Annotated in this window: 12 protein-coding genes; 5 read left to right on the forward strand and 7 right to left on the reverse strand. The window is 68.5% G+C overall.

The annotated features are described in order from the left end of the window. Positions 1-5: 5 nt before the first annotated feature. A complete protein-coding gene (locus BLV97_RS12690; protein ID WP_210184789.1) occupies positions 6-1,163 on the reverse strand; it encodes an efflux RND transporter periplasmic adaptor subunit in 1,158 nt (385 codons plus the stop codon). 333 nt (positions 1,164-1,496) lie between these two features. On the opposite strand from BLV97_RS12690, the gene BLV97_RS12695 reads away from it, so the two are divergent. The 4 genes from BLV97_RS12695 to BLV97_RS12710 are packed head-to-tail and all read left to right on the forward strand — an operon-like array spanning position 1,497 to position 4,775. Further along, positions 1,497-2,417, forward strand: a complete 921-nt coding sequence (locus BLV97_RS12695; RefSeq protein ID WP_051646333.1) for a formate dehydrogenase accessory sulfurtransferase FdhD — start codon at positions 1,497-1,499, stop codon at positions 2,415-2,417. Further along, on the forward strand, positions 2,414-3,025 hold the full coding sequence (mobA, locus tag BLV97_RS12700; RefSeq protein WP_035846831.1) for a molybdenum cofactor guanylyltransferase MobA: 612 nt from the start codon (positions 2,414-2,416) through the stop codon (positions 3,023-3,025). Before BLV97_RS12695 ends, mobA begins: the two co-directional genes overlap by 4 nt. Next, positions 3,022-3,525 carry a molybdopterin-guanine dinucleotide biosynthesis protein B gene (mobB, locus tag BLV97_RS12705; protein WP_035846829.1) on the forward strand — a complete coding sequence of 168 codons (504 nt, stop codon included), beginning with the start codon at positions 3,022-3,024 and terminating at the stop codon, positions 3,523-3,525. Before mobA ends, mobB begins: the two co-directional genes overlap by 4 nt. Continuing rightward, complete coding sequence (locus BLV97_RS12710) at positions 3,522-4,775, forward strand: molybdopterin molybdotransferase MoeA (RefSeq protein ID WP_035846827.1); 1,254 nt, start codon at positions 3,522-3,524, stop codon at positions 4,773-4,775. The genes mobB and BLV97_RS12710 overlap by 4 nt, the downstream gene beginning before the upstream one ends. A gap of 79 nt (positions 4,776-4,854) precedes the next feature. Here BLV97_RS12710 and BLV97_RS12715 read toward each other — a convergent pair whose 3' ends face one another. From BLV97_RS12715 to BLV97_RS12740, 6 genes are read right to left on the reverse strand one after another with little or no spacing between them, the layout of a single operon-like run. Continuing rightward, the gene (locus BLV97_RS12715) at positions 4,855-5,691 is read right to left on the reverse strand and encodes an ABC transporter substrate-binding protein (protein ID WP_035846825.1); all 837 of its coding nucleotides are present in this window, start codon (positions 5,689-5,691) and stop codon (positions 4,855-4,857) included. Positions 5,692-5,724: 33 nt separating this feature from the next. Next, positions 5,725-6,549: an ATP-binding cassette domain-containing protein gene (locus tag BLV97_RS12720; RefSeq protein ID WP_081825214.1), complete on the reverse strand. Its 825-nt coding sequence runs from the start codon at positions 6,547-6,549 to the stop codon at positions 5,725-5,727. Next, positions 6,542-7,249, reverse strand: a complete 708-nt coding sequence (locus tag BLV97_RS12725; RefSeq protein ID WP_035846823.1) for an ABC transporter permease — start codon at positions 7,247-7,249, stop codon at positions 6,542-6,544. The genes BLV97_RS12720 and BLV97_RS12725 overlap by 8 nt, the downstream gene beginning before the upstream one ends. A gap of 4 nt (positions 7,250-7,253) precedes the next feature. Then, entirely contained in the window at positions 7,254-8,408 is a 1,155-nt protein-coding gene (locus BLV97_RS12730; protein WP_210184792.1) for an Mrp/NBP35 family ATP-binding protein, read from the reverse strand. A gap of 7 nt (positions 8,409-8,415) precedes the next feature. After that, complete coding sequence (locus BLV97_RS21420) at positions 8,416-9,126, reverse strand: DUF3306 domain-containing protein (protein ID WP_051646332.1); 711 nt, start codon at positions 9,124-9,126, stop codon at positions 8,416-8,418. Beyond that, positions 9,119-9,652 (reverse strand): DUF3305 domain-containing protein, encoded by a 534-nt coding sequence (locus BLV97_RS12740; protein WP_051646331.1) that lies wholly within the window; start codon positions 9,650-9,652, stop codon positions 9,119-9,121. The genes BLV97_RS21420 and BLV97_RS12740 overlap by 8 nt, the downstream gene beginning before the upstream one ends. 103 nt (positions 9,653-9,755) lie before the next feature. Between BLV97_RS12740 and BLV97_RS12745 the strand changes: the two genes are divergently transcribed. After that, the gene (locus tag BLV97_RS12745) at positions 9,756-11,819 is read left to right on the forward strand and encodes a 4Fe-4S dicluster domain-containing protein (RefSeq protein ID WP_035846818.1); all 2,064 of its coding nucleotides are present in this window, start codon (positions 9,756-9,758) and stop codon (positions 11,817-11,819) included. Positions 11,820-11,823: the final 4 nt, after the last annotated feature.

Below are 11,823 nucleotides of genomic sequence, written 5' to 3' on the forward strand. Positions count from 1 at the left end.
GCCGGTCACTGTTCCGCCGGCTTCGGATGCACCGCGTCCGGCGGCTGGACCGCGTTGTCGATCCGCACGGCGGCGCCGGGGCTCAGCTTCAGCTGGCCGCTGGTCACCACCGTCTGGCCCGCCTTCAGCCCATTCAGCACCGTCACCTGATCGCCCCGGGTGGGCCCGGTGGTGACGAAGACCTGTTGCACGATCTTCCCGGTCCCGGTCTTCGCCGGCACCACCACATAGACGGACGCGCCATAGGAATTGTAGGTGATCGCGGATGCAGGCAGCGTCAGCAATTCGCGTGGCGCGCCGGTCGTCACCTCGGTATGGACGAACATCCCCGGCCGCAGCAAGCCGTCGGGATTGGGGACCGTCGCGCGCACCGTGACGTTGCGGGTGTTCAGATCCACCTCGCTGTTGATCGCGGTGATCTGGCCATGGAACACGCGGCCCGCATAGGCATCAACCCGGACCGAGACCGGCTGACCGCGCGACAGCCGGGCGATGTCGATCTGCGGCACCACGAAATCGTCGTGCATGGCGCGCAGATCCTGCAGGCTGGCGATCCGCGTGCCCGGGGTCAGGTACTGGCCCAGATTGACCTGCAAGATCCCCAGCCGCCCGGAAAACGGCGCGCGCAGGGTCTTTTGCGCGATCAGCGCCTTCTGCTGATCGACCAGCGCCTGCTTGACCTTCAGATTGGCCTCGTCCGCGTCGATCGCCGCCTGGGTCACGGTCTGGCCGGTCATCAGCCGGCGGGCGCGTTCCAATGTCGTGTGCGCCAGATCCGCCGCCGCCTGCAGCGATGCAAGCTGCGCCTCCTCGGGCGCGGCATCAAGCGTCACCAGTACCTCGCCCGCCCGCACCTGGGCGCCCGATCGCACCGCGATGGTCTTGATCACCCCCGCCACCTGGGTGGTCAGCTCGACGCCATGCACCGCCGACAACGTGCCCACCGCCTTCATCCGGGACTGCCAGGCGCTGGGCCGCACCACGGTATCCGAAACCGTCACCGCCCCCGGCTTCGGCGCGCTCGCCATCAGAGCCTTGACATGCAGATAGAACCCGAACGCCAGCACGACCGCCAGGATCGCAAGCCCCCCCAGCATCACCAGCATACGCTTCCAGATCGATGGCCTGCGCCCGGCCCGGGCAGAGGGTATCGCTTGGCTCACCTGTCGATCCTCAATCTGGTCCGAGGTCCATGCACGGGATCGCGGGACCTCGCACAATCCCGGCGCGCGAACGCGCGCCAACGGCGCGTTGCGGCGCGCGGGAACAGAACCGGTGTATCCGTGATCACGCCTGAACAGAATGCACGCGCCGCGTGTCATGCGATCACATGTTGGCGATTGCCGGCGCCGGGTCGGGCGTCGCGGGTGGCGTTTCGACCGCCGGCGCCCTGCGGCACCGCGTCCCGCCACCCGGCGCCTGGCCGATCTGGCCCCGCCTGAGCCACCATGCTAGGCACGGGACAGGGCGCCCCGCGGCGCCGGTCGGAGGGCACGATGGCCAGACCAGACAACGACGATGGGAACGGGTTCCTGCTGCGCTCGGACCCGGGCGATCCGGCGCTTTCGGCCGAGGTTTCGGGCCTCGACCACACCGGCGCGCGGATCACGGCGCGGGTGGTGACGGAAAAGCCGCTGACACTGTTCCTCAATCGTCAGGAGATCGTCACAATGATGACGATCGGAGACCACCCGGATCTGTTGGCGGTGGGCTACCTGCTGAACCAGAACATGCTGCGCCCCGATGACCGGATCACCGCCATCGACCACGACCGCACGCTTGACGCCATCGTGGTGCGCACGGCGCGCGAGACCGACTATGAGGCCAAGCTGCAGAAGAAGGTGCGCACCTCTGGCTGCGCGCAGGGCACCGTCTTCGGCGACGTGATGGACAGTTTCGACGGCGCCCGCCTGGCGCCTGACGCGGTTCTGCGGACCTCCTGGCTCTATGCGCTGACGCGCAAGATCAACACCGCGCCCAGCCTTTATCTGGAGGCCGGCGCGATCCATGGCTGCGTGCTGTGCGCGCGCGACCGCCCGCTTGTTTACATGGAAGACGTGGGCCGCCACAACGCGGTGGACAAGATCGCGGGCTGGATGTTCCTGAACCGCGTTTCGGGGGCCGACAAGATCTTCTACACCACGGGGCGGCTGACCTCGGAGATGGTGATCAAGACGGTGATGATGGGCATCCCGATCCTGGTGTCGCGCTCGGGCTTCACGGCCTGGGGAGTGGATCTGGCGCGCCAGGCGGGGCTGACGCTGATCGGGCGGGCGCGCGGGCGGCGATTCATCGCGCTGGCCGGCGAACAGCGGATCGTGTTCGATGCCGACCCAGCGCAGGCGGCCGAGGACGCCCCCCACCAGCGCCGCAAGTCCGCCGACCGCGATGGGCAATCCCGAAAGGGTGGCGAATGACGATTGCCGGCCTGGTGCTTTCGGGCGGGCTGTCGCGCCGCATGGGCGGCGGCGAAAAGGGCCTGCGCCCCCTGGGCGGGCGGCCGATGATCGCCCATGTGATCGAACGCCTGGCGCCGCAGGTCGGGCCGCTGGCGATCAACGCCAATGCCGATCCGGGCCTTTACGCGGGCTTCGGCCTGCCGGTTGTGCCCGATATCCATCCCGGTTTCGCCGGCCCGCTGGCGGGGGTGCTGACCGGGCTCGATTGGGCTGCGGCGCTGCCCGAGATCACCCATGTCGCCACCGCGGCGGTCGACACGCCGTTCTTTCCGCGCGATCTGGTGGCGCGCATGTCGCGCGATCTGGCACCCGGGCGCATTGTGCTGGCGCGCAGCCCCGAAGGGCGGCACCCGGTGTTCGGCCTCTGGCCGGTGGATCTGCGCGACGACCTGGCGCGGTGGCTCGCGTCTGGCGGCACGTTGAAGGTGCAGGCCTGGGCCGCCCGCCACGACCTGGCCTTCGCCGATTTCGCGCCCGTGACCCCAGATGCGCCCGACCCGTTCTTCAACACCAACACGCCCGAGGATCTGGCCCGGGCTGAAACCTATCTGGAGCAGCGGCCATGACCCCCGTCTTTGGCATCACCGGCTGGAAGAACTCCGGCAAGACCACGATGACCGAATGCCTGGTCAGCGAATTCACCCGCCGAGGCCTGCGCGTCGCCACGGTGAAACACGCCCATCACGGCTTCGACATCGACCACGAAGGCACCGACAGCCACCGCCATCGCAGCGCCGGCGCGGCAGAGGTCGCCATCGTCTCGTCGCGGCGCTGGGCGCTGATGCATGAGGTCCAGGGCACCGAAGAACCCCGGCTGGAAGAAATCGTCGCCCGCCTGTCGCCCTGTGATCTGGTTCTGGTCGAGGGCTACAAGCGCGAAGCTCAGCCCAAGCTAGAGGTCCGCCGCCGCGGCGCCCGCGAAACCACCCCGATCGCGCCCGGGGATCCCACGATCCGCGCCATCGCCGCCGATCACCCGGTTGATAGCCCGCTGCCGGTCTTCGGCCTCGACGACATCGCGGCGATCGCCGATCTGATCACTGCCGAACTGGGGCTTGCGACATGAGTTCCCGCAAGCTCTTGAACGATTGCTTCGCGCATGGCGGCACTCGCCTGCGCCATGACGAGGCCGTGGCGCTGATCACCGGGCGCCTGTCTTGCGTCACGGCGGTGCGGCGCGTGCCGTTGCGGGCGGCGACCGGCCGCTGGCTGGCCGCGCCCGTGACCGCGCCGCGCGACGTGCCGCTGCATCGCAACGCGGCGGTCGATGGCTATGCCTTCGCCGCGCCTGCGCCCGAAGGCACGCTGCCCGTCGCCGCCCGCATCGCGGCGGGCGATCTGGCACCCCGGCGCCTGGCCCCCGGGACGGCGGCGCGGATCTTCACCGGCGCGCCCGTACCCGAGGGGGCGGACAGCGTGGCGATGCAGGAAGATTGCAGCATCACGCCGGACGGCATCACGCTGCCCCACGGCCTGAAACGGGGCGCCAATGTGCGCCAGATCGGCGAGGACGTGGCCAAGGGCGCCGAGATCCTTTCCCCCGGCGCGCGGCTGCGGCCCCAGGACATCGCGGCGCTGGCGTCCTTTGGTCTTGCCTCGGTGCGGGTCCAGGCGCCGGTGCGGGTCGCGGTACTGTCGAACGGCGACGAATTGCGCGACCCGGGCGGCAGCATCGCCCCCGGCCAGGTCTTCGATTCCAACCGCACGATGCTGAAGGCACTGATAGCCACCCTGCCCTGCACCGTCACCGATCTGGGCATCCTGCCCGACCAGGCCCCGCGCATCGAGGCCGCGATCGCCGAGGCCGCGCGAAACCATGACCTGATCCTGACCTCGGGCGGCGTCTCGCAAGGAGAAGAGGACCACGTCGTCGCCGCGATCGACCGGCTGGGCAGCCGCCACCTGTGGCAGATCGCGATCAAGCCGGGCCGACCGATGAGCTTTGGCCAGATCGGCGATTGCGTCTTCCTGGGGCTGCCGGGCAACCCGGTCGCGGCCTTCGTGTGCTTCCTGCTCTACGCGCGCCCCGCGATCGTCGCGCTTGGCGGGGGCACGCCGGACGAACCCACGCGCTACCACCTTCCCGCCGGTTTCTCGCAAACCAAGAAGCCCGGCAGGCGCGAATTCTGGCGCGGCTGGCTGGAGACCACCCCCCAGGGTCCCGTGGCGCGGAAATTCGCGCGCGACGGCTCGGGTCTGATCTCGGGGCTGCGCCGGGCCTCGGGCCTGATCGAGGTGCTCGAGGACGAAACGCAGGTCACCGAAGGCGCCGCCGTCCGCTTTCTCCCCTTCGATCAGTTCGGCATCCAGGGCTGACGCTTAAAGCGGCCCTTGCCTTCATCTTGGCGCAAATACTCCCGGGGGGTGCGGGGGGCGGAAAGCCCCCCGCCTGTTCCTACTTCGGATTCGGGAAGAACAGCTGCTGACCATCGACGTGGTAGGCCGCGATCACCTCCTGCCCGTGCTTCGACAGCAGCCAATCCTCGAACTGCCGCGCCAAACCGGCCTTCACCGAGGCGCAGCGCTTGGGGTTGATCAGCATCACCCCGTACTGATTGAACAGCCGCGGGTCGCCCTGCACGTCGATCGAGAAATCGCCCTTGTTCTTGAAGCTGATCCAGGTCGAGCGGTCGGTCAGCGTATAGGCCCCCATTCCGACGCTCGCGTTCAGCGTCGCGCCCATGCCCGAGCCGGTCTCGCGATACCAGCCCCCAGAGCCCGTCTTGGGGTCGATCCCGGTCGCCTTCCACAGCCGCATCTCGGCTTTGTTGGTGCCCGAGTCATCCCCGCGCGATGCAAACAGCGCATGCGACGCGGCAATCTTCTTCAGCGCCGCGCCGACATCCTTCATCCCCTTGATCCCGGCCGGATCGGGGGCCGGGCCGACGATGACGAAATCATTGTACATCAGGTCATGGCGGTCGACCCCATAGCCTTCCCGGACGAATTTCAACTCGGCCGGTTTGGCGTGCACCACCAACATGTCGCCATCGCAATTCTTGCCGTTCTTCAGCGCCTGGCCAGTGCCCACCGCGACCACGTGGACGGTGACGCCGGTCTCTTTCCGGTAGATCGGCAGCAGATAATCGTAAAGACCCGAATTCTGCGTCGAGGTGGTCGATTGCACCAGGATCGAAGGCCCCTCGGCCCGCGCGGGTCCGGGCGACATGGCCCAGGACAAGGCGATCGTGGCAGCGGTGGCGGTGCCCAGGATGGCACTCTTGACGGACATGGCTTTTTCCTCCGGATTGTCCCTCGGGGGGCGTCAGAGAAGGATCCGCCCCTCAAGATAAGCTAACGCCGATTCAGATTGCGGGCCAACAAAGAACCGGTCGGCAGGCCGATGTTCCGCAAGCCGCCCGCGGTGCAGGAAGGCCACGTCATCCGCCAGCCGCCGGGCCTGGCCGATATCATGGGTGATGAAGATCACCTTGGTGCCGGCCCTTGCGGTGTCGGTGACGATCCGCTCGATCGCCAGGACAGAGGCCGGATCCAGGCTGGCGGTGGCCTCGTCCAGAAGCAGCACCTGCGGGCGGATGGCCAGCGCCCTCGCCAGCGCCAGGCGCTGCTGTTCGCCCCCCGAAAGCAGCCGCGCAGGCTGTCGCGCGCGGCCCTCCAGCCCCACGCGGGCCAGCATCTCGGCTGTGCGGTCGCGCCGGGTGGCGCGGTCAAGGCCCCGCGCGCGCAGCACGAAATCCACATTCGCCGCGGCCGAGCGCCGCAGCAGCACCGGTTTTTGGAACACCAGCGCCTGAGTCGCGCTGGTGGCCGGGCCGCAAGGCACCTCTCCCCAGCTGATCCAGCCATGCGAGGGCGTGATCAGCCCATGGATCAGGCGCAGGAACAGGCTTTTGCCGGCGCCGTTCAGGCCCATCACCATGGTCACGCCGCCGGCCGGTAGCGCAAGGTGTTCGATATCCACCAGGCGCTGCCCCTGGGCCTCCAGCACCAGGCCTTCGACCCGTAATGCGCCGGGACGGGCGCGGTCGCGCGGGCTAGGTTCGGGTCGGTCGGCGGCGGCCTGCTTGGCCTTCGGCTGCGCGGCGTGCGGCACGGCGGGTGGCGAAAGGGGGCGCAGGCGCTCAGGCATAGGCCTGCCGTTCAGCGACAGAGCGCAGCCCCCCCGCCGCCAGGTTCACCCCCAGCGCGATGGACATCAGAATGATCCCCAGCGCCAGCGCCATGCCCAGATCGCCCTTCGATGTTTCCAGCGCGATCGCGGTGGTCATCACCCGGGTCAGATGGTCGATATTGCCGCCGACGATGATCACCGCGCCGACCTCGGCCACCGCGCGGCCGAACCCTGCCAGCGCCACCGTCACCAGCCCATAGCGCCCGTCGACCACCAGCGCCGCCGCGGCGCGCAGCCGCGAGATCCCGAAGGACCGGAATTGTTCGTCATATTCGGAATACAGCCCCTCCAGCACCTGCCGCGCCAGCGCCGCGACGATCGGCGCAATCAGCAGGGTCTGGGCGATGATCATCGCGGTCGGGGTATACAGCAGGCCCAGCCAGCCCATCGGACCGGCCCGCGACAGCGCCAGGTAGACAAGCAGGCCGATCACCACCGGCGGCAGGCCCATCATCGCATTCAGCACCGCCACCACCACGCCGCGCCCCCAGAACGGCCGCACCACAAGGAAGGCGCCCAGCGGCAGACCGATCAGGCATGACAGCGTCAACGCCGAGAAGCTGACCTTCAGCGACAGGACCACGATCTCCAGCAGGTTGTCGTCGCCGGTCGCGATCAGATGAAGGGCCAGGCCGAAGGCTGCGCCGAAATCCTGCATCGTGTCAGCCCCCCGCCGCCATGCGGGTTTCGTGGCCCAACCGGTCGCGGACCCGCGCGGCGATATCGCGATAGATCGCGGCCTGAGGCCCGTCGGGCGCCGCTATGACCACAGGGGTGCCGTGGTCGGAATGGGCGCGGATCGTCATTTCCAGCGGCACCTCGCCCAGGAAGGGCACGCCGATGCGCGCGGCCTCGTCCCGCGCGCCGCCATGGCCGAAGATGTCGTGGCGGCTGCCGCAATCGGGGCAGATGAAGGTGGACATGTTCTCGATCAGGCCCAGGATCGGCACCTCGACACGACGGAACATGTTCAGCCCCTTGCGAGCGTCGATCAACGCCAGATCCTGCGGGGTAGAGACGATCACCGCGCCCGCCAGCGGCACGCTTTGCGCCATGGTCAACTGCGCGTCGCCGGTGCCTGGCGGCATGTCGACGATCAGCATGTCCAGTTCGCCCCAGTTCACTTCGCGCAGCATCTGGGTCAGCGCCTGCATGACCATCGGCCCGCGCCAGATCATCGGCTCTTCCTCGTCGACCATGAAGCCCATCGACATCACCTTCAGCCCATAAGCCATGAGCGGTTCGATGATATTTCCCGCGCCGGCATCGGGCCGGCCGGAGACGCGCAAAAGCCGCGGCATCGAGGGGCCGTAGATATCGGCATCCAGAATGCCGATGCGCAGCCCCTGCGCCGCCAGCGCCAGGGCCAGGTTCACCGAAGTGGTCGATTTGCCCACACCGCCCTTGCCGGAGGCCACGGCGATGATCGCACCGATCCCGGGCACCGGCGCCTTCGCCGCGGGACCGGCCTGGGCCCGGGCCCGGCCCAGCATCGGCGGTGGTACGTCATCGGCCTGATCGGCGCGCGGCGCCGGACGCGAGGCACCGCCGGCAGTGGCCCCGTCGCGCAGCGCCTGCGCGGCGGTCAGGGTGACGATGGCGCGCGCCACACCTTCGGCGGCGCAGGCGGCTTTCTCGGCCGCCGCGCGCAGCGGCTCCAGCTGCGCGGCCAGCTGCGCGGGTACGGCGATCGAGAAGACCACCTTGTCGCCCTCGATCACCAGATCCGAGAGCAGGCCCAGATCGACGATATTCCCGCTCAGCTCGGGCCCCTTCACGCGGCGCAATTGCGCCAGCACGTTGTCCGCTTCAATCACCACGTGCTCAGACCTCCAGCCGCCGGCGCAGCGAAACCCGACGCGGGGCTTCCTGCGGCGCGGGCTCCATCGGGGCGGCGCGGCCAGACAAGGGGTCGGGCGAAGATCCGGGCGGTGGTTCGACAGAAGGCGCGGATGAGGGATCGGCCGCGTGTTGGGCAGGCGGCCCCGGGGGCCGCACGGACATGGGCGCAAGGGCCGCGCCATCGGCACCGTCAGCCTTGGCGGCAAGATCGACGGCCTCGCTTGCGGTTTCCTGCGGCGCCGGGGCATCGCCCGCAATATCCCCGGCCGGGTCGCGCGGCGGGTTTGCCTCTTGCGTCAGGTCGCGCACCTTGCCGGCATATCCCTTCGCCGCGTCCCAGGCCGAATTGTAAACCCGGTGGGCGGGGTTATTGTAATCGTCGTCATAATCGTTCAGCCCGTCCAGATTGGCCAAGATCGGATCCGACCCGAAGAACTTGCGCAGCGCCGTGCGGCGCAGCATTTGCGGCACGCCGCGCTTGAGGAAGACCGAGAAATCATCGCCATAGCGCAAGGCATCCAGATCCACCGCCTCGGCGGCCAGGCGGTTGGCGTCTTCCTCTTGCAGACGCGCGGCATCCTGTGCCTCTTGCCCCGCTGTATCCGGTGCCGGATCCGGCGCGGATTCTTCGGTTTGCGACAGGCGCTTGCGGCGCGACCAGCGGGCGCCGAAACCTTCGGGTTCCTCAGCCATTCCCGCCCCCTCCTCCGTGGCGCTTGCGTTCCAGAAAGATCGGCTGCTTGCCGAACTTCTGTTCCTCGACGTCCAGCTTGTCACGGCGGCGCTTCACGAACTTCTTCTCGACATGGTAGCTGTCGAGAAAGTCGATCATCGCCGCCTCGATCTCGGGCGGCATCGGCAGGCGCTCGATGATGTCCTCGGATCCGACCTCGCAATCCTGCGCCTCATGCGGCGAGGCGGTGACCATGTGCACGAACCAGTCCAGCGGATGCGTGCCGTCGGTATCGCGGCGCAGCACCACATAAAGCGCAGGGGCCCCGCTGTCGAAATTCTCGACATAGGCCTCGGTATCGGCGGGATAGCAGACCATTTCGAACCGGCCCATGTAGTAGCGCGTCATGCGGTCGTCCGACACCAGCACGTCGCCCGGCCGCAGATCGGCCGGCGCCAGCATCACGCCAACCGGGATCCAGTATTCCTTCGCCCAGCGAGACACCGATTGCCTGCGCTCGGCGATGACGCCCAATCTGATGGTCATCTCCCGCGACACTTCGCCGGACCTCCCCGTCTTCGAAGGGCAAGACTATGCCTGCCGCGATTCTGAGCATAAGCTGATGACATAAGACAACAAGGATAATGCGATGACCGGAGACTCGACGCGTCTGTTCCTGTGCAATTGCGAGGGCTCGATGGATGTCGCGCCGGGGGGGCTGGGCAAGGCCCTGGCCAGGATCGCCGAGGGCGGCGGCGACGCGCCCGAGATCTCTTTCCACCGCCAGCTGTGCCGGGCGGAACTTGGGAAATTCGAGACCGCGCTGACACGCGGCGCGCCGATCTGCGTGGGCTGCACCCAGGAAAGCGCATTGTTCGCGGAAGTGGCGCAAGACGCCGGGCGCGAGGATCTGCGGTTCGCCAATATCCGCGAAACCGCGGGCTGGGCCGACGAGGGTGCCAACGCGGCGCCCAAGATGGCCGCGCTGCTGGCGGCCGCCATGCGGCCCGCCGCCCCCGCCCGCCTGCGCGAGGTCGAAAGCGACGGCCTGTGCCTGGTGATCGGCGCCGGCCAAGCGGCCTTTGACGCCGCGACCCGGCTGAACCGCACGCTTTCGGTGACCCTGCTGTTGACCGACCCGGGGGATCTGATCCTTCCCCAATCCATGGATTTTCCGGTGTTTTCAGGAAAGGTTCAACGAGCCTCGGGCTCGCTTGGCGGGTTCGATCTGATCATCGACGGCTATGCCGCGCTGCTGCCATCGTCGCGGGGCACCGCTGAATTCACCATGGCCCGCGACGGCGTCAGGACAAGCTGCAGCGTGATCTTCGATATGTCGGGCGCGGCGCCGCTTTTTTCGCGGCCCGAGGGGCGCGACGGCTATCTGCGCGCCGACCCCCGGGACCGCGCCGCGGTGGCCGAGGCGGTCTTTGATGCCTCGGATCTGGTCGGCAGTTTCGAGAAACCCATCTATGTGCGTTACAACGCCGCAGCCTGCGCACATGAGCGGTCGAAGATCACCGGCTGCAACAAATGCCTCGATCATTGTCCGGCGGGGGCGATCCTGCCCGATGGCGATGGCGTCCGCGTCGATCCCGGCATCTGTGGCGGCTGCGGCAATTGCGCGGCGCATTGCCCGACCGGGGCGATTTCCTACGCCTATCCCGAACGGGGCGACCTGATTGATCAGGTGCAGCTGCTTGCGCGTGCCTATCTGGCCGCCGGCGGCAAGGCGCCGGCCCTGCTGCTGCACGACGGGCACCACGGCGCGGCGCTGATTGGCGCCGTGGCGCGCTATGGCCGGGGTCTGCCCGCCCGGGTGATCCCCTGGCAGCTGCATTCCGCAAGCGGTGTGGGCCACGATCTGATCGCCGCGGCGCTGGCCGCGGGATTCAGTCAGGTGGTGGTTCTGGGCGATCCCGCCAGGGCCGAGGAATTCGCGGCGCTTCAAGCCGAGGCCGTTCTGGCCGAGGCGCTGATCGCCGGCTTCGGGCTGATGGGCGCGCGGGTTGTGACGCTGCTCGAGGCCGATCCCGATGCCGTCGAGGCGGCACTGTACGCGCTTCCCGCCTTGGCGCCGATCACCCGCGCCGCCCCCGCTGCCCGCGGCACCAAGCGCGAGATCGCCCGCGCCGCCCTGACCGCGCTGGCCGAGGCCGGCAAGCCGCCGTCCCCGGTCTTTGCGCTGCCCGACACCGCCCCCTATGGCACGGTCGAGGTCGATACCGAAGCCTGCACCCTGTGCCTTGCCTGCGTCAGCGCCTGCCCCGCGGACGCGCTGCGCGATGCGCCCGATCAGCTACAGCTGCGCCTGGTCGAGGCCGCTTGCGTGCAATGCGGCCTTTGCGCCGCCACCTGCCCCGAAAACGCGATCCGGCTGAGCCCGCGGATGAACCTGGCCCCGGGCGCGATGCAGCCTGTCACGTTGAATGAGGACGAACCAGCCGAATGCATCTCTTGCGGCAAGCCATTCGCGGCGGCGGGAATGCTTCGGGCGGTGGAGCGCACGCTGGCGGGCAAGCACCGGATGTTCGCCTCGGACGATGCCGCGCGGCTGCTCAGGATGTGCGAAGCCTGCCGGCTGGCGGAATTGTCGAAGGGCGGCGCCGATCCCTTCGCCATCGCACATCCGCGCCGCACCCGCACCAGCGACGATTACCTTGAGGCCGACAGGCGCGGGCTGTCGATCGACGATTTCCTGTCCGACGATTAGCGCG

Origin of the sequence: Allgaiera indica (genome assembly GCF_900106675.1) — a bacterium.
GTDB lineage: Bacteria > Pseudomonadota > Alphaproteobacteria > Rhodobacterales > Rhodobacteraceae > Acidimangrovimonas > Acidimangrovimonas indica.